20 protein-coding genes are annotated in these 24,898 nt (G+C 60.0%); 9 read left to right on the top strand and 11 right to left on the bottom strand.

Features of this window, described 5'->3' with window-relative positions; all coding sequences use genetic code 11:
* Positions 1–8: 8 nt before the first annotated feature.
* The 3 genes from ASG68_RS27515 to ASG68_RS32075 form a co-directional block, all read right to left on the bottom strand.
* The gene (locus ASG68_RS27515) at positions 9–353 is read right to left on the bottom strand and encodes a DUF1236 domain-containing protein (protein ID WP_062576307.1); all 345 of its coding nucleotides are present in this window, start codon (positions 351–353) and stop codon (positions 9–11) included.
* Positions 354–510: 157 nt separating this feature from the next.
* Positions 511–1,950, bottom strand: a complete 1,440-nt coding sequence (gene creD / locus ASG68_RS27510) for a cell envelope integrity protein CreD (RefSeq protein ID WP_082478330.1) — start codon at positions 1,948–1,950, stop codon at positions 511–513.
* A gap of 73 nt (positions 1,951–2,023) precedes the next feature.
* Positions 2,024–2,170: a hypothetical protein gene (locus ASG68_RS32075; RefSeq protein ID WP_156386334.1), complete on the bottom strand. Its 147-nt coding sequence runs from the start codon at positions 2,168–2,170 to the stop codon at positions 2,024–2,026.
* 102 nt (positions 2,171–2,272) lie between these two features.
* Between ASG68_RS32075 and ASG68_RS27505 the strand changes: the two genes are divergently transcribed.
* Together ASG68_RS27505 and ASG68_RS27500 are read left to right on the top strand one after the other, a co-directional pair.
* A complete protein-coding gene (locus ASG68_RS27505; RefSeq protein WP_062576306.1) occupies positions 2,273–3,697 on the top strand; it encodes a cytochrome P450 in 1,425 nt (474 codons plus the stop codon).
* A 13-nt stretch (positions 3,698–3,710) separates the two neighbouring features.
* Positions 3,711–4,712 carry a lysophospholipid acyltransferase family protein gene (locus ASG68_RS27500; RefSeq protein WP_062576305.1) on the top strand — a complete coding sequence of 334 codons (1,002 nt, stop codon included), beginning with the start codon at positions 3,711–3,713 and terminating at the stop codon, positions 4,710–4,712.
* 59 nt (positions 4,713–4,771) lie between these two features.
* Here the strand turns inward: ASG68_RS27500 and aspS are convergent, their stop codons facing one another.
* On the bottom strand, positions 4,772–6,562 hold the full coding sequence (aspS, locus tag ASG68_RS27495) for an aspartate--tRNA ligase (protein ID WP_062576304.1): 1,791 nt from the start codon (positions 6,560–6,562) through the stop codon (positions 4,772–4,774).
* Positions 6,563–6,864: 302 nt separating this feature from the next.
* Here aspS and ASG68_RS27490 point away from each other — a divergent pair, with 302 nt between their 5' ends.
* The 4 genes from ASG68_RS27490 to rnd all read left to right on the top strand — a co-directional run bounded on the left by ASG68_RS27490 (position 6,865) and on the right by rnd (position 11,925).
* Entirely contained in the window at positions 6,865–7,815 is a 951-nt protein-coding gene (locus tag ASG68_RS27490; protein ID WP_062576303.1) for a GGDEF domain-containing protein, read from the top strand.
* Between the two features lie 146 nt (positions 7,816–7,961).
* A complete protein-coding gene (locus tag ASG68_RS27485) occupies positions 7,962–9,200 on the top strand; it encodes an MFS transporter (RefSeq protein ID WP_062576302.1) in 1,239 nt (412 codons plus the stop codon).
* A 91-nt stretch (positions 9,201–9,291) separates the two neighbouring features.
* Positions 9,292–10,695 carry a multicopper oxidase family protein gene (locus tag ASG68_RS27480; RefSeq protein WP_062602681.1) on the top strand — a complete coding sequence of 468 codons (1,404 nt, stop codon included), beginning with the start codon at positions 9,292–9,294 and terminating at the stop codon, positions 10,693–10,695.
* Positions 10,696–10,779: 84 nt separating this feature from the next.
* Complete coding sequence (rnd, locus tag ASG68_RS27475) at positions 10,780–11,925, top strand: ribonuclease D (RefSeq protein ID WP_062576300.1); 1,146 nt, start codon at positions 10,780–10,782, stop codon at positions 11,923–11,925.
* Between the two features lie 12 nt (positions 11,926–11,937).
* Here the strand turns inward: rnd and ASG68_RS27470 are convergent, their stop codons facing one another.
* On the bottom strand, positions 11,938–12,345 hold the full coding sequence (locus ASG68_RS27470; protein ID WP_062576299.1) for a DUF2000 family protein: 408 nt from the start codon (positions 12,343–12,345) through the stop codon (positions 11,938–11,940).
* 91 nt (positions 12,346–12,436) lie between these two features.
* Here ASG68_RS27470 and ASG68_RS27465 point away from each other — a divergent pair, with 91 nt between their 5' ends.
* The 3 genes from ASG68_RS27465 to ASG68_RS27455 all read left to right on the top strand — a co-directional run bounded on the left by ASG68_RS27465 (position 12,437) and on the right by ASG68_RS27455 (position 15,862).
* Entirely contained in the window at positions 12,437–13,252 is an 816-nt protein-coding gene (locus ASG68_RS27465) for an AraC family transcriptional regulator (protein WP_062576298.1), read from the top strand.
* 79 nt (positions 13,253–13,331) lie between these two features.
* Entirely contained in the window at positions 13,332–14,399 is a 1,068-nt protein-coding gene (locus ASG68_RS27460) for an adenylate/guanylate cyclase domain-containing protein (protein ID WP_062576297.1), read from the top strand.
* A 104-nt stretch (positions 14,400–14,503) separates the two neighbouring features.
* Positions 14,504–15,862, top strand: coding sequence for an esterase-like activity of phytase family protein (locus ASG68_RS27455; RefSeq protein ID WP_062576296.1), 1,359 nt, complete (start codon positions 14,504–14,506; stop codon positions 15,860–15,862).
* A 71-nt stretch (positions 15,863–15,933) separates the two neighbouring features.
* Here ASG68_RS27455 and ASG68_RS32835 read toward each other — a convergent pair whose 3' ends face one another.
* From ASG68_RS32835 to ASG68_RS27420, 6 genes are all read right to left on the bottom strand, one after another.
* Positions 15,934–17,256, bottom strand: coding sequence for a calcium-binding protein (locus tag ASG68_RS32835; RefSeq protein ID WP_062576295.1), 1,323 nt, complete (start codon positions 17,254–17,256; stop codon positions 15,934–15,936).
* Positions 17,257–17,549: 293 nt separating this feature from the next.
* The gene (locus ASG68_RS27440; RefSeq protein WP_082478324.1) at positions 17,550–18,887 is read right to left on the bottom strand and encodes a calcium-binding protein; all 1,338 of its coding nucleotides are present in this window, start codon (positions 18,885–18,887) and stop codon (positions 17,550–17,552) included.
* Between the two features lie 311 nt (positions 18,888–19,198).
* A complete protein-coding gene (gene ppx, locus ASG68_RS27435; RefSeq protein ID WP_062576292.1) occupies positions 19,199–20,719 on the bottom strand; it encodes an exopolyphosphatase in 1,521 nt (506 codons plus the stop codon).
* Positions 20,720–20,731: 12 nt separating this feature from the next.
* Complete coding sequence (locus tag ASG68_RS27430) at positions 20,732–22,918, bottom strand: RNA degradosome polyphosphate kinase (RefSeq protein WP_062576291.1); 2,187 nt, start codon at positions 22,916–22,918, stop codon at positions 20,732–20,734.
* A 70-nt stretch (positions 22,919–22,988) separates the two neighbouring features.
* On the bottom strand, positions 22,989–23,675 hold the full coding sequence (gene hdaA / locus ASG68_RS27425) for a DnaA regulatory inactivator HdaA (RefSeq protein ID WP_062576290.1): 687 nt from the start codon (positions 23,673–23,675) through the stop codon (positions 22,989–22,991).
* Positions 23,676–23,682: 7 nt separating this feature from the next.
* Positions 23,683–24,816, bottom strand: a complete 1,134-nt coding sequence (locus ASG68_RS27420) for an AI-2E family transporter (protein WP_156373802.1) — start codon at positions 24,814–24,816, stop codon at positions 23,683–23,685.
* Positions 24,817–24,898: the final 82 nt, after the last annotated feature.

Raw genomic sequence — 24,898 nt, 5'->3', positions numbered from 1 at the left:
GGCTTGGGTTACTCGAGAACCTGTATCACCGCGCGGGTCTGCGGATTGACGATCACCCGGCGCTCATTGACGACGGTGTAGGCATAGTCGTCATAGCCCTGGACCACATGAAGGTCGACCGTATCAGGGAGCGCGGTGCCAACGACGACATCACCGTCATAGACGACTGAGGGTGCCGATTGATCCAGCACATAGGTGCGAACCTCGCCCGGGACTTCCACCACCGTCGAGTTCGTCACGCCGGGATCGACGAGGACGGCACCGGGCTCTTCAACGATCACGGTGCTTTGGGCAAAGGCGGTCGTCGACAGCGCCATCAGAGCAGCCGATGCGAGCATGAATGTCTTGCGCATGTTCTTTCTCCTTGCTTTCGATGCCCGGACAACAGATCGACGCAGAGAAAGTTCCCAACTTTAACCTCGGCGCTGTCAAACGCCACCACCGCCGAGATGACTCGAACCCGGCAACCGAGGCCGGGTTCTCTCTCGCCAAATCCACGGAAAAGCTTTCTCAGCCCGCCTTGCCGCCACCCGACCAATCCACCTTGCGGGTGGAAAACATCGTTGCAGCGATGGTCACGAAGGAAATGAGCGCGCCGGCCAACAGGGCGTACTCGTCCTCCCGCAGGATCAGGTACATTATCGCATAGGCGGCCACGAGCACAGCCGCGAGGACGCCGCCACGCCCGACACTACCCGTCACCGAGCCGACATAGGTTGAGATCAGTCCGGCTGTCGACAGCGACGCCAGAACATAGGCGATCTCGAAGCCAGTATGCTCGGCCAGCGCCAGAAGCAGGACGTAGAAGACCACCAGCGCCAGCCCGGTCAGAACATACTGGATCCAGTGGACCTTGCGGGCGCTTTTCAACTCGATGATGAAGACGGCCAGGAAGACCACCGAGAAGAAGCCGATCGAGTATTTCAGCGTCCGGGCGACGACCTGGTAGAACTTCACCGGCTCCACCATGTTCACCGTCATCAGGCTGTTGGTCAGCGGCAGGACGGGTCCCGCGACGATGCGATCGACGCCACGAGCGAGATAGGGAATTGTCCATTTGGCGGAAAAGCCCTTGTCGTCGATCGTCTTTTCCTCCGGCAGGAACAGGCCTTCGAAACCGGGATGCGGCCAGTTTGCCTCGGCGGAGAAGCGCGTCGTCTGACCGGCCGGTGCAATCGCGAAACTGCCTGAACCGTTCAGCGAAAGATCAATCGCAAAGTTGAAGCCGTTCTCGACAAGGGATCGGACGATGGGGCGATTGACTCCGGAATCGATTCTCACTGGCGAACTATACTTGTCGAAATTGCCGGGCATGACGGAAGACAGGACTTTCATGCCGGGATCGAACGGCATCAGCGGCCCACCATCGATTCGAACGCCGGCATCCGAGCGAATCCCGGTGATATCGGCGATGCTCATGACGAGGATGGCCCGGTCCAGATCGGGCTTGCCCTCCATCTGCCGGAGATTTTCCGTCATGCTGGGCGCAAAGCGGCCGGTGACGCCGATCTTGGCGTTGTAGACAGGCAAGGTGTAGATCGATAGCCTGCGCTCTTCCGTCGCCAGCTTGGCGTCGACGTTCAGCGTTTCGGGCATCAGCAGCGCCCATTCCGTGACCGTCTGCCAGACGATGCGGCCATCAATGGTCTGGTTGCGGTTCACTTCGAAAGGAACGGCGAGATAGGGGCCATTCAAAATCTGCGGCCCGCCCCATCCCGTGGCGATCCGGGCGGAAACCTCCTCTGCCCGCTTGCCGCGCTCTTCCACCAGCCCCCACACCAGCAAGGTCGGGATGAGAAGGGCCATGGAAATAAAGCCGATCATGATGAACTTGACACCCGGCGAGGACAAGACGGTGCGAACCGTCCCTGCCCTGTCGGATGTTTGAGAAAGAAAAACGGGTTGCGGTTCTCCGGAATTGCCTTCCGGGTTCGATTGTATATCGGTCATGTCCAAACCCCCAGACATTGAAACCGGCTGGGTAGGTGCCGGCCCACTATCGTTAAGAGTGCATTAAGGCCGATTACGCGCGGAATATCGCCGCTTTGGGGGCGCTTTTCAGGCAAAATGCAGATACGGAAACAGGAGCGATCGCCCGGGAGATCGCTGCCGAAATTCGCCCGGGACGGTTGTGGGTTGCGAAGTCCCTCGACTCTTCGACGACGAACATGCCATGTTCCTGATATCGCTATGATCCGGGCCAATTCGCCTTATGGCACAAAGGGAGATTCCCGCGATCAGATGTCTATGACGAGTCGCACCGGAGGGGACGTTGCGCAGGCTTTTCGACTGGCTTAACCCAACGAATGCGTCCGTCGAGCGGCTGAATACGACCAGGCGCGAGTTCGAACCCGCTCATCCGGCCTATTACAACAGTCCCGGCAACCGGCAGATCAAGCTGATTCTGCAAGCGCGCGCCAACCTGCTCGCGGTCTTCCGCAAGAAGCACTATGAGGTCGGCATCGGGACGATGCGGATTTTCAATCGCCAGATCACAGTCGTCAACGCGCCTGAAGCCATCAAATATGTCGTCGCGACCCGACACGACAATTTCGAACGCAAGAGCCCACAGATGCGGCGTGCCCTGGAAAAACTGCTCGGCGATGGCCTGTTCATTTCCGACGGCGAAATCTGGAAGCAGCGCCGCCCGCTGGTCGCCGATATCGTCCACAAGAACCGCGTGCCGGCCTTCGGCGGCATCATGACCAATACGGCGCTGGAAATGACCGAGCGCTGGCGCTCGCTCGGCGAGGGAGCGCGTGTCAACATGCTCCACGAAATGGCTGGACTGACGGCCGAGATCATCGCGCGCAGCGTCTTCGGCAATGATCTCGGCCCGGATGGCGCAAATGAAGTGACCGAAGGTTTCACCAGCTACCAGTCGCTGGTCGATTCGGTGAATCTCGGTTATTTCCTCGGTTTTGACGAAGGCTTGCCCCTGCTCGGCACGCCCTCGATGAAGCGCTCCGTTGGCCGGATCCACCGTGTCATCGACAAGGTGGTCGAGGACCACATTGCCGGCAAGGGAGACAACAGTTCGATGCTGGACCTGCTCGTGCGCCGGCAGCAGCGCAATCCGGAACTCAAGCTCGACGTTGTTGCCCTGCGTAACGAGGCCGCGACGATCTTCATGGCCGGGCATGAAACCACCGCCGCGACGCTGACCTGGATCTGGTATCTCCTGTCGCGTGCGCCATGGGTGGAAACGGCCATCCACGATGAAATCGCGCGTGTCTGCGGTGACAATGCACCGTCGATCGAGCATGTCGATCAACTCGAATGGTGCCGCGCCGTGGTGGAGGAAGCGCTGAGACTCTATCCTCCCGTCCCGATCCTGGCGCGACAGGCAAAGGCGACCGATGAGATTGGCGGATATGAAATCAAGCGTGCCGATCTCATCATGATCGCACCATGGCTCCTGCACCGAACCGAAGCCCTGTTTCCCAAAGCCCACCAGTTCCGCCCGGAGCGTTTCCTGGAAGGCCGGCGTCCCGCGCCCTACAGCTATATTCCTTTTGCCAGCGGACCACGGCTTTGCCCGGGGCTGCAATTCGGCCTGACCGAAGCCATCCTCTGCCTCGCGGTGATCGCCCAGCGCTTCCGTGTCCGGGTAGAGGAAGGCCACAAGGTCGAAGCGGTTTACCAGTTGACATTGCGGCCGCGCGGGGGAATGCCGGTAACCCTGCATCGTCGTTAGGAGGAATGGATTCATGGCGCGGGAAAATGCCGGCCAGCGCAAGGTCTGGGTCTACGAGGGACATTCCCCCCGCCCGGGCCTTGCCGCCCTGTTCCGGGGACCGGAAGGCCGGCAGGAGTTCTATCGCTACTGGTTCAAGGAAGGGCCAAGCAACGCGCTGGACATCTCCGTCTATTTCGCCCTGAAGATTTTGCCCATCGATGCCTGTTCCGATCTCGGTGCACGCTACAGCCGTTACACCATTCCACGCCAATTCAAGCAGCAGGAAAAGCGCGCGCGCGCCAATCTCGCGCGGTTGCGCCCGGATCTCACCGATGCACAGCGCGACGCCATGTTCATCGCCAATTGCGATGCGCAGGGGCGGTTCGTGGCGGAATATTCGGTCCTGATGCGCATTGCCGCCGCCAGACCCCGGCGTGTTCAGCGCGTCGGAACGGAGAAGATGCTCGAAGCCGTCCGGGAAGGCCCGGTCATCCTTGCCGCCATGCATCTCGGCAACTGGGAGATCATGGCACCGGAGCTGGTCGAAATGGGCGTGGTGCCGAACGTCAATTTCGCGCCACCACCGCAACGGGGCCGCAACTGGATCACCAGACGCGTCCGCAGCAAGGCCGGGCTCAGACTCTTGCCCTCAGGATATGCCAGCATCCGCCCTGCGTTCAAGGAACTGAAATCGGGCGGCGTCATCGTACAATTCTGCGACGAGGGTTTTCGCGGCGTCGTGCGCGGACCATTGTTCGGCCGCCCCCCGACAACCGAATGCAACATGGCGGTAATCGCCCGGCTTGCCCGGATGACCGGTGCAAAGATCGCTCCGATCTATTGTGTGCGCACTCACCAGGCGCGGTTTATCTTCCACTGCGTGGAGCCCTTCAGCCTGCCGCCTGCCGACGGCAAGGCCGATACGCTGATGGATGATATCGTCTTCATCAACGCGGTGGTCGAGCCGATTATCCGCGCCCATCTCGAACAGTGGTACTTTCTCGACAACCGTCTTCCCCCGGGCGCCGTCTGAAAGCAGAACGGCCGCCCGGAGGCGGCCGCAAGCGTATCCGATTGAGGTGACTGACTTCGTCAGTCCTTCTTCATCGGCGGAATGACACGCAACGACAGTTCCATCAGTTGCTTCGGCATGGCCGGCGCCGGGGCGTTCATCAAAAGGTCCTGCGCCTGCTGGTTCATCGGGAACAGCGTGATTTCGCGCAGGTTCTTGGCGCCGAGCAGAAGCATCACAACGCGGTCGATACCGAAAGCACAACCGCCATGTGGCGGCGCGCCGTACTGGAACGCGCGGTACATGCCGCCGAAGCGCTCCTCGACATCGCTCTGCGACAGGCCGACCAGTTCGAACGCCTTGACCATCAGTTCCGGCGACTGGTTACGGATCGAGCCGGATGCGATTTCGAAGCCGTTGCAGACGGCGTCATACTGATAGGCCTTGATCGTCAACGGATCCTGCGTCTGCAGGGCTTCGAGACCACCCTGAGGCATCGAGAACGGGTTGTGGGCGAAATCGACCTTCTTGTCTTCCTCGCTCCATTCGTAGAACGGGAAGTCAATGATCCAGCACAACTCGAAGCGCTCGCGATCGACAAGGTTCAGGTCCTCGCCGGCCTTGGTGCGGGCTTCGCCTGCAAACTTGTAGAATTTCGACGGTTCACCGGCCACGAAGAAGCAGGCGTCGCCCGCTTCGAGGCCCAGTTGGGCGCGAACGGCGTCGGTACGCTCTTCGCCGATGTTCTTGGCGAGCGGACCGGAGCCTGCGGTCTTGCCGTCCTCTTCCTTCCAGAAAATGTAGCCCAGACCGGGCTGACCAAGCGACTGTGCCCAGGCGTTCATGCGGTCGCAAAAGGCTCTGCTGCCACCAGTCTTGGCAGGGATCGCCCAGACTTCGACCTTCGGGTTCGAGGCGATCATGTTGGCGAACACCTTGAAGCCGGAACCGGCGAAATGTTCGGTGACGTTTTCCATGACGATCGGGTTGCGCAGGTCCGGCTTGTCGGAACCATACTTGCGGATCGCTTCGTCATAAGGAATGCGCGGCCATTCCTTGGTCACGGGCTTGCCTTCGGCGAACTGCTCGAACACGCCGGTCATGATCGGACCCATCGTGTTCCAGACGTCTTCCTGGGTGACGAAGCTCATTTCCAGGTCGAGTTGGTAGAACTCGCCCGGCAGCCGGTCGGCACGCGGGTCTTCGTCACGGAAGCACGGCGCGATCTGGAAGTAGCGGTCGAAACCGGCAACCATCAGAAGCTGCTTGTACTGCTGCGGCGCCTGTGGCAGGGCGAAGAAGGTTCCTGGATGAATACGGCTCGGCACGAGGAAGTCGCGCGCGCCTTCCGGCGAGGACGCTGTCAGGATCGGCGTCGAATATTCGGCGAAACCGGCCGAGTTCATCCGGTTGCGCATGTCGGAAATGATCTGGCTGCGCTTGATGATGTTCTTGTGCAGCGTTTCGCGGCGCAGGTCGAGGAAGCGGTACTTGAGGCGGATATCTTCCGGATAGTCCGGCTCGCCGAAGACCGGCAGCGGCAGTTCCTTGGATGCAGAAAGAACCTCGATCTCTTGCGCATAGAGTTCGATTTCGCCAGTCGCCATCAGCTTGTTGACGGTCTCGTCGGAACGCGCCTTGACCGCACCGTCGATACGGATGACCCATTCGCCGCGAACGGTCTCGGCGGTCTTGAAAGCCGGTGAGTCGGGATCGACGACGATCTGCGTCATGCCATAATGGTCGCGAAGGTCGATGAACAGCAGGCCGCCATGGTCGCGGACACGGTGAACCCAGCCGGAAATCCGGACGGTCTGGCCGACATCGGCTTTGCGGAGAGCGGCACAAGTGTGGCTGCGGTAACGATGCATGATATTATCCTGGAACCGAGGGCCGCGCGGCCACGCCAAAGCGCGCTGCGGCAGCGTCAAAATCGGGCGGAAAAGCGCATGATGGGGCCGATTTGTCAAGGCCAGCGGTCGTTGCGAACCTCGTCCCGGATGCCAATCCCTTCAGAAAGATGGCGGGAAACGCAACCATAGGCGTGCATGCCATTCCGCCGCGTTGAGTCTTTGGAAGGGATTTCGGGCTAACGTTTCGCCACACCGATACACGCACAGCCCGCCTATGTGCCAGACACGGCATGACACACACACCTTCGGGAACAGAACTCATGAGCGCTTCACCAAGCCTTCTCGCTTTGATCCCGAAGAAGGAAATCGGCACGGTCTTCTCCAGGGAGCAACTCTATTTCATCCTTTCGGCCCTGCCGGACCCGGCCTTCATCCTGACCGAGAGCGGCCGTTATGGCGCAATTTTCGGTGGAGCCGACCATCGCTATTATCACGACGGCAGTTCGCTCGTCGGCCAGACCGTGTTCGACGTTCTCAACGTCGACAAGGCACAATGGTTCATCAATGAAATCCGGCACGCGCTTGCGACCCGCGCCCTGCATATCGTCGAATACAGCTTGGCGGGAAGCGACGTGAAGGGCTTGGAAGATACCGGCCCCGGTCATCCCATCTGGTTCGAGGGCCGAATCCAGGCACTCGACTTTGCTGTCGATGGGGAAGAGGCCGTGGTATGGGTGGCCAGTAATATCACCGAAAGAAACGTCATCGAGACGCAACTGCGCCTGCAGAGCGAAACGGACGCGCTGACGGGCCTCTTCAACCGGCGCAAGCTGATCGACGTTCTCGATGCCCGGTTCCAGCTGTTCCAGCAGGATGCCAACCCCACCGTCGCACTGATGTTCGACGTCGACAATTTCAAGACGATCAACGACGTGCACGGTCATCCGGAGGGAGACAAGGTCCTCGTCTCGATCGCCAATACCTGCAAGGAAGTGCTGCGCGGCAGCGATTTCGCCGCACGCCTCGGCGGCGACGAATTCGTGATCCTGATGCCATTGATGGCGCGCGACCAGGGACTTGCCGTCGCCGACCGTCTCCGCCGGCGCATCTCGGCCGATCTGACAAGGACACTGAACCACCCGGTAACCATCAGCGGCGGTCTCAGCGAATTCACCGCCAAGGACATTGCCTGCGAAGAAATCCTGCAGCGCGCCGATGATGGACTTTACCGCTCGAAGCGCGCCGGGCGTGACCGGCTCACGGCCGTGTAGCGGCGGCACGCCTCCATTTTGTCAAATCAGCCGCCAAGCGGCAAAATCCGGCGATTTCGCGCTGTTCTCGCTCCTGCGAGGGGGATACAACGCTGTAGCGCTCAAAAATCCTTCCGAGTCGCGGCCGAAATCCGGATTTTTCCCTCATGTCGCAGCTTCGTCCCCTCATCCCGCTTCTCGTCACCGCAGGTATTCTGATCGGCGGCAACGGGCTGCAGGGGACGTATATTTCCCTGCGTGCTCTGGAGGAGGGTTTTTCGACATCTGTCATCGGCCTCGTCGGCACCGGCTACAATATCGGCTTTGCCGTCGGCTGCATCTATGTCACCCGCATCCTGCGCTCCATAGGCCATATCCGCACCTTCTCGGCCATGGCCGCAATCGCATCAGCCGCGTCGATCGCCATGGTGCTGCTGATCGATCCCTGGTTCTGGTTCCTGATGCGGCTTGTCGCCGGCGTCTGCTTTGCCAGCCTGTTTGCCACCGTCGAAAGCTGGCTGAATGCGCGGGTGACCAACGCCAACCGCGCCCGCACGCTGTCGATCTACCGCCTTGTCGATCTCGGCTCCGTCACGGCGGCGCAGTATTTGATCCCGACAGTCGGCATCGAGGGATTCCAGCTCTTCGCCATCGTCTCGATGGCCTTGACCCTGTCGCTGGTGCCGATTTCGTTTGCCGACCGCTCGAGCCCCGGTGTGCCGGAAGCCATCAAGTTCGACGTCAAGGCGCTCTGGAATATCTCGCCACTGGCCACCATCGGCTGCATCGTCGTCGGCCTGACCAATTCGACATTCCGCTCGCTCGGGCCGATCTATGCCGAGGGCATCGGCCTGTCGATCACCGCGATCGCCACCTTCATGAGCGTTGGGATCATCGGCGGCGTGGTTCTGCAATATCCGCTCGGCATCTATTCCGACCGTCTCGACCGCAGGCTGATCATCCTCGTTGCCACCTTCGGCTCGCTGCTCGCCGGGCTGTTTCTCGCCTTTGCCGCCGGCAGCAGCGAATGGCGAAATTTCATCGGCATTTTCGTGTTCGGCGCCTTTGCCATGCCACTCTATTCGCTCTGCTCGGCCCATGCCAACGATCATGCCGCCGAAGGCCAGCATGCTTTGGTCTCGGCTGGCATGCTCTTTTTCTGGTCGCTCGGTGCCATCATCGGTCCGCTCTTCGCCTCCGTCCTGCTGGATCATTTCGGGCCGCAGGCACTCTTCGTCTACACAGCAGCCGTGCTTGCCATCTTCATGGTCTACACGCTGCAGCGGATGATGGCGCGCGGTGCTGTCCCAACCGGCCAGCGCACCATGCGCTTTCGCAATCTCCTGCGCACCTCCGCCTTCTTCAACAAGCTGGCCGCGGCACCCCACGAGAAGAAGGACGTCTAACGGCTGCGGCAAGATGCGCATTCCCGCCAATTGCTGAATACCATCATCAAGTTTAAGAACGGATACAAAGCCACATAGCCGGGACACTGCCATGCCGATCATCAGCCGCCGCACGCTTTTGAAAGGATCGGCTGCCGCCGCTGCCTCGTTCTCGCTCGGCGCCGGTTTCGCGGCCCGAAATGGTCTTGCCGCACCGACACCGGTTCTGCTTAAGGCGCAATTCACCGAAGCCCACCTGGTGCCGGCTGGCCCCACGCCCCAGGTCATGACCTATGGCCTGGGCAATGACTCGACGTCAGGCATGCCGCCGGTCCTTCGCATGAAGAAGGGCGAGCCCTTCGCCGCCCGCCTCCTCAACGCGCTGGATGAGCCGACGACGGTCCATTGGCATGGGATTCGCCTTCCCAACGCCATGGATGGCGTGCCGGAACTGACGCAGGCCTATGTCTATCCCGGCGATGGTTTCGACTATGCCTTCACGCCGCCGGATGCCGGAACCTTCTGGTATCACCCCCATTGCAACACGCTGACGCAAATGGGCCACGGCCTGACCGGGGTGATCGTCGTCGAAAACCCGGACGACCCGGTTTTCGATGCTGAGATCGTGCTCAATCTGCGTGACTGGCGGCTGGGCAAGGCTGGCGAATTCCTACCACCCTTCAAGCCTCGAGACGCGGCCCGCGGCGGCACTTACGGCACCGTTCGCACCGCAAACTGGCAACAGGAACCCGCGCATCAGGCGCCAGCCGGCGGGCTCGTGCGCGTCCGTCTGGCGGCAACGGATGTGACGCGGATCTACATGCTCGGCATCGAGGGAGCGCCGGCGCTGGTTGTGGCGCTCGACGGCAATTCGGTCGAGGTCCCCTTCCCGCTCGACCGGCTGGATTTCGGACCCGGGCAGCGTGTCGAACTCATCGTGCGCATGCCGGACGACGAAGGCGCAGTGGTCAAGCTCGGCAATTTCCGCGGATCGAGCCCGTTTACGATCGCCTCGATCACGGCAACCGGCCCATCGCTCAAGCGGGACATTCGGGATGTCCGGCCGCTGCCTGCCAATCCGATCGCGGAAGCCGACCTGTCGACAGCCGAGAAAATCCCGCTGGACTTCACCGCCACCGCCGAACATGCGCCGGCTCCCAGCATCTGCGGCACGATCGGCTACACGTTCTGGGCCATCAACAAGGTGACGTGGCAAGGCGATACGCCCGATCCCGTCGCCCCTATCTCGGAACTGAAGCTCGGCAAGAGCTATGTCCTGCAGGTGCGCAATCGTACGCCGCATGCCCACCCGATCCATCTGCACGGCATGACCTTCCGCGTTCTGAAGTCCAACACGCGTGAAATCCTGCCGCCGCCAACCGACACGATCCTGCTCCAGCCTGACGAGCAGGCAGAACTCGGTCTCGTTGCCGACAATCCCGGTGACTGGCTGCTCCATTGCCACATTATCGAGCATCAGAAGACCGGAATGACCGGATATTTCCGGGTCGCCTGAGCTTTTTCGATTGTGACACCGGGCATGAAGGGATACATCGGGTGAGTTTTAACGCCGCATTTCCGCCACAGTGATTGAAGTTTAATGATCGAGACAACCGCTGAGCTTGCCGCCGCCTGCAAATCGCTGGCCGAGGGGCAGTACCTGACAATCGACACGGAATTTCTCCGCGAAACGACCTTCTGGCCCCAGCTCTGCCTGATCCAGATGGCCGGGCCGGACATCGCCGTCATCGTCGATCCGCTGGCGAAGGACATCGATCTGACGCCCTTCTTCGAACTGATGGCCGATACCAGCGTCATCAAGGTGTTCCATGCTGCGCGCCAGGACATCGAAATCATCTACAATCTCGGCAAGCTGATCCCGCATCCGATCTTCGACACGCAGGTCGCTGCCATGGTCTGCGGTTTTGGCGACAGCGTCTCCTATGACCAGCTCGTCAGCCGCATCAAGGGCGTCCATATCGACAAGTCCTCGCGCTTCACCGACTGGAGCCGCCGGCCGCTTTCGGACAAGCAGCTGGATTATGCGCTGGCCGACGTCACCCATCTGCGCGACGTCTATCTGCATCTGAAGACCGAGCTCGAGCGCGAAGGCCGCTCGCTATGGCTGACCGAGGAAATGGCGATCCTCGAAGCCAAGGAAACCTACGACATCCATCCGGACGACGCCTGGCAGCGCTTGAAGATGCGCCTGAAGAAGCCGGTGGAACTGGCCGTTCTCCAGAAGGTCGCCGCCTGGCGCGAGCGCGAGGCCCGCAACCGCAATGTGCCGCGCGGCCGGATCCTCAAGGACGACGGCCTCTACGAGATCGCACAACAACAGCCGAAGGATGCCGAAGCCCTGTCGCGGCTTCGCACCATTCCAAAGGGTTGGGAACGCTCCGCCTCCGGCACCGCGATCCTCGAAGCCGTCAACGCCGCTATCGAGATGCCGAAGGCCGACATGCCGAAGGTTCCACGCCAGAGCCAGTCTCCCGAAGGTGCCCAAGCCGCCAGCGAAATGCTCAAGGTGCTGCTCAAGCTGATTGCCGAAAAGCAGGGCGTCGCCGCCAAGATCATCGCCAACAGCGAAGATCTCGAACGCATTGCCGCCGAAGGCCCGAAGGCCGACGTCGGCGCTCTCAAGGGCTGGAGGCGTGAGCTGTTCGGCGAAACCGCCCTCAAGCTCATCAACGGTGAAGTCGCGCTGCGCTTCGTTGATCGCAAGATCGAAGCGGTGGAACTGTAATCCGCTGCCCGATCATGGGTGCATCTTTGCGCCCTTGGTAATCTTGTCCACGAGCTTCTTGTCCGCATGCACAGCGATGCCGACGACCTTGGCATCGGCTGGGCCGAATTGCGCGAACACCGCGCGGTTCGCCGCATCATGGCCGGTCGCAAACATTTCCTCGATGTAAAGCGAGGACGTCACCTCGCGCTCCAGCGTCCGCTGATGGATCTTGCCCAATGTCTCCTGGTCGGTGGACAAGACGATGACCGGCTGGATGCTCAAGGGATTGTAGACGTTGCCATCGGCATCGCGGTAGACTTCTCCTATGATGCCGGGCTTCTGCGCGGTGATCCCGCTGGTCAGGAACGCCGTCACGTTCAACTTCTGCCAGACGGCCAGGTCGTCGCGCAACACGATTGCAAATTTGGTCTCAAACATGAATGCCAACTCCACTCTTGGAAACAGGATGCTTGTAACGTCGGAGGGCTCCATAGCCCGTAATGGCGCGGGCGATCTTGAACGTTCGTGCATGCCGGTGACCTCAGACAGCATCCGAATCGCCCCGGCATCCGGTGGCATTGCCCGGATCGAGGCGCAGTTTCATGGCGATGCCTTCGAGCCGCACCGCCACGACACTTACGCGCTTGGCCTCACCCTGCGCGGCGTGCAGACCTTCAGCTATCGCGGCATCGTGCGCTACAGCCAGCCCGGCAATGTCATCGTGCTGCATCCGGACGAGGTGCACGACGGCGGTGCCGCAACCGATGAAGGCCTCCGCTACCGGATGATGTACCTGCCGCCGGAAATGCTGATCGATGCCTTGGGCGATCGTCGCGCCGGCCTGCCCTTCGTCGCCTCACCGGTTGTGGCGGACCGCGCCTTTGCGGAAAGCCTTGCCGATGCGATGCAGGATCTCGACGGTGAAATCGGCGATCTCCACCTGCACGACATTCTCTCCCGGATGGCCGACGGGCTGCTGCGCCATGCCGACAGCGCCAAGGGAAAGGTTGGCGGCAAAACGGATTCGGCCGCCATTCGCCGCGTTTGTGACTATCTGCAGGCGCAATCCGAACGGCAGGTCACATCAGGCGAACTGGAAAAAATCAGCGGTCTCGACCGCTTCACCCTGGCGCGGCATTTTCGCGCGAGCCTCGGTACAAGCCCGCATCGTTACCTTGTCATGCGGCGGCTGGAGCGGGCGCGCGGCATGATCGGCAGCGGCCGGAGCCTCGTCGAAATCGCGCTCGAAACCGGCTTTGCCGACCAGGCGCACTTCACCCGCCACTTCAAGAAAACCCATGGCATGACGCCCGGGCGGTGGGCGAACCTCTCAAACTCGTCATAAACCGTTACATGAAATTGCTTGACCCGCTCTACCCATTTGGCTCAATGCGTATGAGCACCGGGGGAGCGGAGCTGGAATCATGAGAGAAATATCCCCGACAGAGAACTGGCTGCTGATCACGCTCGGCATGGCGCTCAGTGGTGTTCTCTACGGCATGGTTGTCTTCCCCGACGAACCAAAGATTATCGGCGTCGTGTTTTCGGTTGCCATGGGCGTGCCGATGATCGCATTCGAGCGCCGTATCCTGCTGCGTGGACTCTATAGGCGGATCGAGAAGCTGCCGACGGTCGCCTTCATCATATCCGCTCTTGTGATCTACGAAATCCTGATGAGCGTCGGCTATGCCGCTGCAGCCTCGTTGCTCTCATGGCTGGGATATCTGACACCACGAACGTCCATCGACCAATTGGTCATGCCGTTCAACGTCTTCCTCTATGCGTTGGCCGTCTGCGCGCTGATCGTCTTCATTCTCAGGGTTCGCGATCTGTTGGGCAGGGATGTGTTCACCAGCATGCTGATCAGCCGCTACCGCGCGCCGGTCGCGGAAGAGCGCGTCTTCCTGTTCATCGATCTCGCCGATTCGACCTCCTATGCCGAACGGCACGGCGACCTGCGCGCCCAACAGTTCCTGAAGGCCCTGTTCGCCGCCTTTGCCGAGCCCGTGCGCCGCTACAAGGGCGCGATCGACGACTATGTCGGCGATGCTGCGATCGTCACCTGGCCGTTGAAGCGCGGGGTCAAGCATGCCCGGTGTGTCCGCTGTGTTTTCGACATTATCGACGACATCGAGGCCAATGCCGAAGCCTGGCAGAAGAAGTTCGGTCAAGTGCCGCGCCTGCGCGCGGCCATTCACGGCGGCCCCATCATCACGGCCGAAATCGGCATCGACCGGCACAAGATCACCTATTTCGGCGATACCGTGAACACGACCTCCCGGCTGGAAGCGCTGTGCAAGTCGTTGAACCGGCAGGTGCTGATCTCGGCAGAACTCGCCCAGCGTATCAAGGTGCCCGAGGCCTTCGCGCTGGAAGATCTCGGCACGCACGCCGTCAAGGGGCGCGGACAGACGCTCGGGGTGATGTCGCTCGCCGGGCGTAAACTCGCTCCGGTCATCGCGCCCTTTGAATTGCGGATGCCGGCTGAGTAAACAGTCACCAGGCCCGTCACCAAAGCTTCATCCCGTCGTCAATTCATCGACATCAATCCCCTGCTAAGCGGAATGTCTCAATTAACCGCTCGAATGGGGATAGGATGAAAAACGCTCTTTTTGCTTCCGTAGCACTTTGCCTGCTGATGACAACCGGCGCTTTGGCGGAAGACAAGGTCTTCCCGGCCAAGCTCACCGCCCACGCGGTGCTGCCGGCCAACACGATCATTCCGGCGCCCGCCGATGCGGCCGAGTACCTGAAGACATCGGGCAAGTTCACCACCGCCGATCGCAAACGCACCGAGACGCTCGGCACCGTGCCCGGCAAGGACGGCGTGCGCCTGACCGGCCTGTCGCTGCCGTTCGACGGTCAGCCGATGCAGGGTTTTTCCGGCATCAAGGCCATGCCGGACGGCACGTTCTGGAGCCTGTCGGACAATGGTTTCGGCGCCAAGCTGAATTCGACCGACACAATGCTGATGTTGCACAACATCAAGATCGACTGGGAAAACGGCAAAGTCGAAGCGCTGAAGACCATCTTCCTGACCGATCCCGACAAAAAGGCCCCTTTCCCGACAGTTATGGAAGGTGCCACGAAGCGTTATCTGACCGGCGCCGATTTCGACGTCGAATCGATCCAGCCCGTTGCCGACGGCTTTTGGGTCGGCGAGGAATTCGGTCCCTACATCCTGAAGTTCGATCTGGATGGCAAACTGACCGACGTCATTGCGACAACCGTCAACGACAAGCCGGTCCTCTCGCCCGACAATCCGACGCTGACGACACAGGCCGATCCGACCAAGCCGGTTCCGGCCTTCAACGTCAAGCGCTCCGGCGGCTACGAAGGCCTCGCACTGTCGAAGGACGGCAGCAAGCTTTATGGCCTGCTCGAAGGTCCGCTTTGGGTTGATGCCGAGAGCGTGGAACAGGCAGACGGCCGCCCGGCGCTGAGGATCATCGAACTCGATGTCGCGTCGAAGGCCTGGACCGGCCGTAGCTGGCTCTATCCGCTGGCCGAAGGTGGCGAAGCGATCGGCGATTTCAACATGCTCGACGAGACGACCGCGCTGGTGATCGAGCGGGACAACGGCGCCGGCACCGTCGACAAGGCCTGCGCCAATCCGAAGGAACCGAAGCCGGATTGTTTTGCTGTCGGCTCCAAGGTCAAGCGCGTCTACAAGATCGAGATGACCGATGCCAACGCCGGCAAGGCAGTCCGCAAGATGGGCTATATCGACCTTCTGAAGATCGCCGATCCCGACAACAAGAAGCGCCAGGGCGGCGGCGACGGCTTCTACGACATGCCCTTCGTTACCATCGAGAATGTCGACCGCGTCGATGACACCCACATCATCGTTGGAAACGACAACAACCTGCCGTTCTCGGCTGGCCGCGCGCTCGACAAGGCCGACGATAATGAATTCGTCCTGCTCGAGGTCGGCGAGTTCCTGAACGCGAAGTAAGCATCGACTAGCCTCAAGAAAAAAGGCCCCGCAACCTGCGTTGCGGGGCCTTTTGTTGCCTTCAAGTGCCGTCAGAGGACGAAATAACCCTTGGAGAGAGTCAGTGCATCATCGAAATGGATAGCAAAATCCGCCGTCTTGTCGCCGTTGATGTCAGCGTAGACATAGGTGTCGGAACTCTGCTTGACGTAGCGCAATTCACCCGCCTTGCCGTGGAACGCAGCGGTGCCGATAAAGGTGAACGCATCGTCCTTGGTGCTCTTGCTGATCGCGTCGATGTCCGACAGATCGATCTTGTCGCCTTGGCTGGCGGAGAAATCGAAGATCGTATCACGGCCGGAGGCGGCGACCTTGGAATCGGAGGCGGCAAAATACGCGAACGTATCCTTACCGGTACCGCCGGTCAGATCGTCGGCGCCGGCGTCACCATAGATGATGTCATTGCCACCACCACCATCGACGACGTCATTTCCCTTGAGCCCTGCCAGTCCATTGGCAGAACCGTTGCCGTAGAGCTTGTCGGAAAATTCGGAGCCCTGCAACTCCTCGATCGAGGAATAGATATCACCCTTTGCGTCATTGGTGTTGATCGAAGACTTGGCAAGGCTGGCGACGACGCCCTTCGTGGCAAAGGCGTAGTCGACCATGTCCCGGCCATCGCCGCCACGCAGCGTATCTGCGCCCGCGCCTCCCGCCAGCGCATCATCGCCGGCCCCTCCGTCGAGGACATCGTTTCCGGCCTGCCCCGACAAGTAATTGGCCCCGCTATTGCCGGTCAGGCTATCGGCAAAGCGCGATCCAACCAGACCCTCGATCGATGAGTAGGTGTCTCCCTTGGCCTCATTGGTGTTGAGCGAGGGCTTCGCAAGGCTGGCCACGACACCCTTTGTCGCTGCGACGTAAAAAACCGTATCAAAGCCTGTACCGCCAAGGAGCTGGTCGGCTCCGATTGCCCCCATCAGCGAATCATCACCGCCATTGCCTTTCAGGATGTCGTTTCCGGCCCCACCCAGCAGGCCATCGCCATAGGCCGTTCCGTTGATCGTATCATTGCCGGCGAGCAACACGGACAGAAAGGCAGCATCATCGTGCGCGAAGACCGCATCGCCGAGTTTAACCGCCGAAACGCTCAGGCCGGTAACCGTCACCGCGACCTTCCCAGCTGTCACGCCCTTGATGCCGGTTACCGTGCCGGCGGTGATATCGGTCAGCGTGCCGGACTTTGAGGTCACCTTGAGCCCGCTGCCTGTAAACAGAGTGTAATTCGAAGAATTGTCGTACAGCTTCAAAGATGTCGACGAGGCACTCCAGAATTTGTAGCCCAAAACCCCATCCGTCGTCGTCAGCGTCATATCAATTCCGCCGCCGAGGTCCGCGTACGTAAAGGTTGCCATCAACATCCTCCATCAAACGTCAAATATTGGAAAAACTACTATATGGCCGAAGCATATCTGGTCGCAGAAAGCAAAGACAGTACCGCGACAGCAACAACCGCAGACGACCCGATAGCTTTCGGTTGGGATAGTGCTACCGCCGGCACACGACTGCGGTTCGCTCCACAATTCGGCTGCAATGATTTCGCGCCACTCGAGATTCGTGAATTGCTGAACTTCAGATATGCGGTCAACGAAAGATAGGCCGAGCTTTCGCCCGGCCTATTTTTAATTAAACCGATTTCATCTTTGCATCAGAGAATGAAGTCGGCACTCTTGAGGGTCACGAGGGAATTGATCCAGATTTGGAAATCTGCCGTACCATCGCCATCGACATCGCCCTGAATATAAGTGCGTGCTGTCGTCTTGGCATAACGCAACTCACCGGCATCGCCATGGAACCCAGCGGTTCCGATAAAGCTGAACGTCTGGTTTCCAGCGATTGTCTCGTCCGCGTCGATCGACTTCAGGTCGATCTTATCGAGTTCCGACTGCTTGAAATCGTAAATCGTATCCTGGCCCGACGCTGCGACCGTCGAATCCCCAATCGTCGCAAAAGCAAAGGTATCTGCGGCGGCGCCACCATACAGCCGGTCACTGCCAAGACCGCCGATAAGTCGGTCGATGCCCGCGTCACCATAAAGCCCGTCATTGCCCGTACCACCGTATACCGTGTCGTTCCCGTCACCGCCGAGGACACGGTCATCATTTTCGTCGCCGTAAAGCTTGTCGTTACCCGCCTCTCCTTCGAGAGTGTCAGCGCCGACACCGCCACGAAGCGTATCGTTGTCGGTCCCGCCCGCCATTATGTCGTTGCCGGTGCCGCCAAGAAGCGTGTCCACGCCGGCGTCACCGTAAAGCCGGTCGTTGCCGGTGCCGCCATCAAGCGTGTCATTACCAGATCCGCCGACCAACCGGTCATTTTCCGTGTCACCGAAGATCTTGTCATTGCCGGTACCACCCTCAAGCGTATCCACGCCGGCACCGCCGTAAAGTGAATCGTCCGCAGCGCCACCGGAAAGCGTATCGTCGCCGCTGTTGCCTCGAAGCGTATCCGTACCCGCGTCGCCGTAAAGCCGGTCATTGCCGGTACCACCATTGAGCGCGTCGTTGCCGTCACCCCCGAGCAGTGAATCATTACCGGCGTCGCCGCTCAGAATGTCGCTGCCACCATTCCCCAGAATGCGATCGTTCCCATTGCCCGACGCAAGGACATCCTTCAACTCGGTGCCATGGATCGTATCGTCACCCCCGAGTATGTAATTGACGGCACCCAGCGGATTTTGAGCTTGATAAAAGTCGAAAAGCGTAACGGCCGACAGGTTGAGCCCCGTCACGGAGATCACCTTGACCCCGGCGACGACAAGCGTGAAGGACTGGATCGTACCAGCCGTGACATCCTGCAAACGCCCGCCGCTGACCTTGGCCGTAATGCCAGTGCCCGTGAACTGCGTATAGTTGAGTGCGTCATCAAAAAACTTGACCAACGTGGAGCTTCCCGTCCACGAGTCATATGTCGCAAGATCAGTTATGTCGTATTGGCTGAGATCGGCGCCGCGCCCGCCTAGTGATTTCAGTGTAAAAGTTGGCATGATTTTCGCTCCCTCGAAACTCGGTTGGCATGCTTTCCAACGGCCACTCAATTACCATGAATTGTGTTAGCGAGATAGGCTCCGCAACAATTTACGCGGTTTCCACTGTAAAAAACCTCCAGATGCACTTTGCTGCCCAGCCATGTATACTTTGGTTCAAATAGAATCCGGCAGCGACATCCAAACTTGGCATCGCGTCTTGTTGAAAAATTCTTGTATTTTGGGCAATCAACCACGCAGGCGCGGAAAGAAAACTCTCGCGCAACGACATCGCCGCTCCCATGCCGGAGAAAATCCGGATCAAGTTTAGCCTAAAGGAACCGGAACGCGATCCGCTTGCCCGTCAGCTTTGCCAATTGCTGCAAGCGCCCTTCCAGTCTTTCTCCCTCAAACTCCGAATAGGCCGATGGAACAACGAATTCCAGATCGAAATCAGCGGCCTTCGATGGACGAATGTCGAGATTGCGAACCACGCCCGGCATGGATGCCGACAGGAGATAGACGACCCTGAGCAGGCCTCCGAGCAGCTTTGCGAGTTCCAGCAGGCGCGGCGTCGCGATGGCTGCCAAGGGCTCGGTGGCCCCGTCATCGTTCAGCCCTTCGAACCGGTAGTAATTTGCAAGGGCGATATAGGCGCGACCGGCATGGGTGATGCCGGAGAATGTGCTGTGGGCGATGATGTTCAGCGCCTGCAGGCCGCGGTAATCGGGATGGGCGCGCCAGCTGATATCGGCCAGCAGACAGGCAGCCTGGCGATAACGTCCCTCTTCCTCCGTTTCGGTGATGCCGAAATGCGGCACCACCTTGCCGCTCCAATCGGCAAGTTCACGCGCATGTTCGGGGGAACGGGCGCGCAGGATGGCGATTTCGCGCGCTGCTGTCAGGAGCGGGTCATGGGCGCGAACGGTGTCGGATAGAAGCGAAAGCAGATAGCCTTCGCGAACGCCAAGCGCCGAGAACGAGATTCGCGCCGGCTTCATCTGGGCGATCGTCTCCTGCAGGGCGATGGCGCCGAAAGGCAGGAGATTGCGGCGGCTCTTCGAAATATGGGCGTAGGCTGGGGCCCTTGTATCCTTCGGTTCGATAATTTCCGGCAGAAAGGCCATGGCCTCGTCGTAGGAGATTTCATAGCCCTGCATCATGTGGAGCGGGTAATTGCGCAGTTCCATATGCAGCTTGGCGATCGACCGCCAGGTACCGCCGACCGCATAAAAGGTTCGCCCTGCCCCTTTTTCCAGAACACTGGCACCCTTCATGTAGCGTCGGACATGGCTGCGGGCCTTGACGATCGATCCTTCGGCGTGTTCCGAAAGCCGGATGCCGCCGAGCGGCAGCGTGATGCCCTTCCCGATCTTCGTGCCGATCACGTCGACCAGTTCGAGCGACCCACCGCCGAGATCGCCGACGATGCCATCGGGATCGTGGTAACCGCTGATGATGCCCATGGCGGAGAAATAGGCTTCCTCCTCACCGGTCAGTACACGAACTTTCTGGCCGAGAATGATTTCGGCGCGGCGGATGAAGTCCGGTCCATTTGAGGCATCACGAGCCGCAGCTGTTGCCAGCGCGAAGACCGTCGATGCGCGCGCTTGGGTCGACAGCGCCTTGAAGCGGTGCAGGGCCTTCAGCGCACGCTCGACACTCTCGGCGTCCATGCGGCCGGTCGCGTCGATGCCCTTGCCGAGCCCGCACATCACCTTTTCATTGAACAGAACGGCCGGAGAACGGCTCAATCCTTCATAGATGACCAGTCGAATCGAGTTCGACCCAATATCCACGACGGAGACCGGGGCAATTCCAGGCAAACGCCCCTGGGCTTCAGATTCTACCATGCCATTCCGCTTTTATCTTCTGCGACCGCTTTTCCAGCCGGCAATTACCTTGGGCGTGCTGGATTTCAAGGCCTCGCCCCGCCCGGAAAGGCTGGGATTGGTCATGAAATAGACCTGCGTATTGAACGGTTCGGAGTCCCTGGCCACTTCCATGCGCCGCGACGTTCCGTCCGGCAGAATTTCGTAGCTCTGCTGGTTGTCGATAAGATTTCCCAGCATGATCTGCGACAACACCTGCTCATGCACGGTCCGGTTGGTGAGAGGCACAAGGGTCTCCACCCGCCGATCCAGATTACGCGGCATCATGTCCGCGGAGCCGATATATACGAGCGCATGCTCGGATGGAAGCCCGTGCCCATTTCCGAAGCAGAAGATGCGCGAATGCTCAAGAAAGCGGCCGACGATCGACTTGACCCGGATATTATCGGACAATCCCGGCACTTGCGGCCGCAGACAGCAGATGCCGCGCACCACCAGATCGATTTCCACGCCCGCACGGCTGGCGCGGTAGAGCGCGTCAATGGTCTCCGGATCGACCAGCGAATTCATCTTCATCCAGATCGATGCAGGACGTCCGGCCTCTGCATGGGCAATCTCCTCGCCGATATGCTGGAGGATTCGCGGACGCAGCGTATGTGGCGAAATCGCCAGCTTCATCCCCTCCTCCGGCTCGCCGTAGCCGGTGATGAAGTTGAAGATATTGGCCATGTCATGGGCAATATCCGGATTGCAGGTGAAGAAGGACAGATCGGTATAAATCTTCGCTGTGACCGGGTGGTAGTTGCCGGTGCCGAGGTGGCAATAGGTCCGAAGCTTGCCTTCCTCGCGGCGCACAACCATCGACATCTTGGCGTGGGTCTTCAGTTCGATGAAGCCGAACACGACCTGTACGCCGGCGCGCTCGAGATCGCGTGCCCAGCGGATATTGGCCTCTTCGTCAAACCGCGCCTTCAATTCGACCAGAGCTGTTACCGACTTACCGGCCTCGGCCGCGTCGATCAGAGCGCGAACGATCGGGCTGTCGTTGGAGGTGCGGTAAAGCGTCTGCTTTATCGCCAGAACATCAGGATCGCGCGCAGCCTGGAGAAGGAACTGGACCACCACGTCGAAGCTTTCGTAGGGGTGGTGGACGACCATGTCCTTTTCGCGGATGGCAGCGAGACAGTCTCCGGCGTGTTCGCGGACACGCTCGGGAAATCGCGCATTGTACGGCTCGAAGCGCAAATCGTCGCGCGGCGCCTTTGTGATTTCGGACAGCGTGTTGAGAGCGAGAAGACCGGGCAGAACCGCGACGCGGTTTTCCGGCACGTTGAGTTCAGACACGACGAAATGGCGCAATTCCAGCGGCATTTCAGAATCGATCTCGATGCGGATGACCGACCCACGCCGGCGGCGCTTCAGCGCCGTTTCATAGAAACGAACGAGATCTTCGGCCTCTTCCTCCACTTCGATATCGCTGTCTCGGATGATGCGGAAGGTGCCGGAGCCCTTGACCTCGTAGCCGGGGAACAGCCGCTCGATGAACTGGCTGACGGCATCCTCCAGCGTGATGTAGCGGATTACCGACTTGGCGTCCGGCAACCGGATGAACCGGTCCAGCGCCACCGGCAGGCGTAGCAAAGCCGTCATCGGCTCGCGGCCGCGCTTGCTGACCAGTTGCAGCCCCATGCTGAAGCCGAGATTGGGAATGAACGGGAACGGATGCGCCGGGTCGATCGACAACGGCGTCAGGACCGGGAAAATCGATTGCTCGAACTCGTTCGCAAGCCAGGTCCGGTCCTGCTGCGACAGCGAGACCGGTCGGACGATCAGAATGTCTTCCTTGGCGAGATATTGCTGCAGAACGGCCAGTGAGGCCTGCTGCTCCATCTGCAGGTTGTCGATCTCCTTCAGGATGTCTTCAAGCTGCTCGGCCGGCGTCTTTCCGTCCGGGCTGCGGACAAGCACACCCTGGCGCACCTGGCCCTCGAGACCAGCGACGCGCACCATGAAGAATTCGTCGAGGTTGGCGGCGGAAATCGACAGGAAGCGCACGCGCTCAAGAAGCGGATGGGCCGTATTCAGCGTCTCTTCAAGAACGCGTCGGTTGAACTGCAGCCAGGAAAATTCGCGGTTAATGAAGCGGTCGGGGCTTGTCAGCAGGTCGATTTCATCGGCCACCGGAGTGTTCACATTCGCTGGTGATGTCGATGTATCCATTGTCCCCCGGCCCTTTTTTCTTGGCTTTTCTCGAAGCAGCTAGCCCAATTTGACGACGGAACTGTGACAGTCAATCGATTTCGCGTGTCTTTCCAATGCTATCCAGCACTTCCAGCGCGAGGGCACGATTGATGCGCGTCCCGCGTGCAAGCGCCAGATGGTCCAGACGTTCGACGATCGTCTGAGCGCTTTCAAGCGAACGCTCCATGCGCGCTACGATGTAACCGATCAGACGATCATCGACCGCGAGTTGGCGATCGGCAAGCAACTTGACGAGAACCTGCGCCAGCAATTCGTCATCCGGCTCGCCGATTTCCACGACCGTTGCGGCCTTCAGCCGCGACCGCAGGTCCGGCAGTTCGACCGGCCAGGACATCGGCCAGAGGCGGCTGGTGATGAGAAGGCTCTGGCCGTTTTCACGCACGCTGTTGATTACGTGAAAAAGTGCCCGGTCATCGAAGCCCTGGCGATCGGCATCTTCGAACAGAACCGGACCTATCGATGCGACTTCGGCGGAATCGCTGTCAGCAGTGGGATGAATGGCGACGGCATTGCTGCGCTCTCGCCAGATCGAGGCCAAATGCGATTTACCGGAACCGACAGGCCCCGCCAGGATGACGACTGGTGACGGCCACCGCGGCCAGCTGTCGATGATGGAAACGGCCGCTGTCAGGCGCTCGGACACCAGAAGATCGTCACGACCGGTTTGAGGCTCGTGCTTGAAAACGAGCGGCAATTGTTCGAACTTGCGGACCATACGCTGTTTACTCTGGATGCTTCTCTGGCTGCCTGTGTTCCGGCTCGATGGTCAGAATGTGGCGATGGCCGTGATAGAGCGTGCTGTCAAGGTAACGCCCGATCCCGAAGCGGACAAGCACGCCGATCGCCGCTGCTGCCGGCACCGCGACCAGCAGGCCGACGAAACCGAACAGCGCGCCGAATGCCAGAAGGGCAAACATCAGCCAGACCGGGTGCAGGCCGACACTTTTGCCAACGAGCTTCGGCTGCAGGATATTGCCTTCCAGGAATTGTCCGGCAAAGAATATCGCCGCCACGATGCCGATATTGAGATAGTCCGGCCAGAACTGGACGAGTGCCACGCCGACGGCAAGCACAAGCCCCACCAACGAGCCGACATAGGGGATAAAGCTGATCATTCCGGCAAACAGGCCGATCAGCAGCCCGAAGTTCAGCCCGGCCACGGTCAAGGACAGACCATAGAACAGGCCGAGAATGATGCAGAGCGACCCCTGCCCGCGCACGAAGCCGGCAATCGTCGTATTCATGTCGGCGGCAATCTGGCGAACCGTAGCGACGTGATCGCGTGGAACCCAGCTATCGACCCTGTCGACCATCCGGTCCCAGTCGAGCAGCAGATAGAAGGCGACGACAGGGGTGATGATGAACAGCGAGAGGATGTCGAGCAGCGCCATGCCCGAATTCCACAATTGCTGGAACAACGTCCCGAGGAAACCCGCACCCTGCTCCAGGAGCTTGGCGGAATTCTGCTTGATCGTGTCCATCTGGCTCGAAATCCAGTCAGGCAGCCAGGCTGTGTCCGGGCTGGTCAGGAATTCCTGCAGTCTGGCGACATAACCCGGCATCTTGGCGATGAACTCCGACGCCTGGGTAAAGATGATGGGAATGATGACGACCAGCGACAGGGCAAACAGAAAGATGAAGCCGATGAGGATGACGATCGTTGCCGTCAGCCGGCTCATGCCCAATCGCTCCAGCCGGTCGGCGACAGGATCGAGGAAATAGGCGAGCGCCATGCCGGCAATGAACGGCAGGAGGATCGTGCTGAAAACCATCAGGAAGGCGATGAAGCCTGCGAGGAACAGCAGCCAGAAAATGATCTGGCGCTGCAACCCGCTGCCGCTCAGTTTGTTGACCATGCCGCCGTTCCGATGTCCTGCCGCTTGCGCCATGCCACGCAGCCTCTACCGATGGAGATAGGATGTGGCACCGATCATGGTC

The sequence above is a fragment of the Rhizobium sp. Leaf453 genome (genome assembly GCF_001425605.1).
GTDB lineage: Bacteria > Pseudomonadota > Alphaproteobacteria > Rhizobiales > Rhizobiaceae > Pararhizobium.
The sequence above is the reverse complement of the archived record's forward strand: the minus strand, read 5'-3'. Positions and strand labels throughout refer to the sequence as shown.

Excerpts from the sequence above, each read along its gene's own strand:
- ASG68_RS27465 (WP_062576298.1), top strand. The coding sequence starts at position 12,437 with ATGCCGGTGACCTCAGACAGCATCCGAATCGCCCCGGCATCCGGTGGC.
- ASG68_RS27420 (WP_156373802.1), bottom strand. The coding sequence starts at position 24,816 with ATGGTCAACAAACTGAGCGGCAGCGGGTTGCAGCGCCAGATCATTTTC.
- ASG68_RS27500 (WP_062576305.1), top strand. The coding sequence starts at position 3,711 with ATGGCGCGGGAAAATGCCGGCCAGCGCAAGGTCTGGGTCTACGAGGGA.
- ASG68_RS27455 (WP_062576296.1), top strand. The coding sequence starts at position 14,504 with ATGAAAAACGCTCTTTTTGCTTCCGTAGCACTTTGCCTGCTGATGACA.
- creD (WP_082478330.1), bottom strand. The coding sequence starts at position 1,950 with ATGACCGATATACAATCGAACCCGGAAGGCAATTCCGGAGAACCGCAA.
- rnd (WP_062576300.1), top strand. The coding sequence starts at position 10,780 with ATGATCGAGACAACCGCTGAGCTTGCCGCCGCCTGCAAATCGCTGGCC.
- ASG68_RS27480 (WP_062602681.1), top strand. The coding sequence starts at position 9,292 with ATGCCGATCATCAGCCGCCGCACGCTTTTGAAAGGATCGGCTGCCGCC.
- hdaA (WP_062576290.1), bottom strand. The coding sequence starts at position 23,675 with ATGGTCCGCAAGTTCGAACAATTGCCGCTCGTTTTCAAGCACGAGCCT.
- ASG68_RS32835 (WP_062576295.1), bottom strand. The coding sequence starts at position 17,256 with ATGGCAACCTTTACGTACGCGGACCTCGGCGGCGGAATTGATATGACG.
- aspS (WP_062576304.1), bottom strand. The coding sequence starts at position 6,562 with ATGCATCGTTACCGCAGCCACACTTGTGCCGCTCTCCGCAAAGCCGAT.
- ASG68_RS27430 (WP_062576291.1), bottom strand. The coding sequence starts at position 22,918 with ATGGATACATCGACATCACCAGCGAATGTGAACACTCCGGTGGCCGAT.
- ASG68_RS27490 (WP_062576303.1), top strand. The coding sequence starts at position 6,865 with ATGAGCGCTTCACCAAGCCTTCTCGCTTTGATCCCGAAGAAGGAAATC.
- ppx (WP_062576292.1), bottom strand. The coding sequence starts at position 20,719 with ATGGTAGAATCTGAAGCCCAGGGGCGTTTGCCTGGAATTGCCCCGGTC.
- ASG68_RS32075 (WP_156386334.1), bottom strand. The coding sequence starts at position 2,170 with ATGTTCGTCGTCGAAGAGTCGAGGGACTTCGCAACCCACAACCGTCCC.
- ASG68_RS27470 (WP_062576299.1), bottom strand. The coding sequence starts at position 12,345 with ATGTTTGAGACCAAATTTGCAATCGTGTTGCGCGACGACCTGGCCGTC.
- ASG68_RS27440 (WP_082478324.1), bottom strand. The coding sequence starts at position 18,887 with ATGCCAACTTTTACACTGAAATCACTAGGCGGGCGCGGCGCCGATCTC.
- ASG68_RS27485 (WP_062576302.1), top strand. The coding sequence starts at position 7,962 with ATGTCGCAGCTTCGTCCCCTCATCCCGCTTCTCGTCACCGCAGGTATT.
- ASG68_RS27460 (WP_062576297.1), top strand. The coding sequence starts at position 13,332 with ATGAGAGAAATATCCCCGACAGAGAACTGGCTGCTGATCACGCTCGGC.
- ASG68_RS27515 (WP_062576307.1), bottom strand. The coding sequence starts at position 353 with ATGCGCAAGACATTCATGCTCGCATCGGCTGCTCTGATGGCGCTGTCG.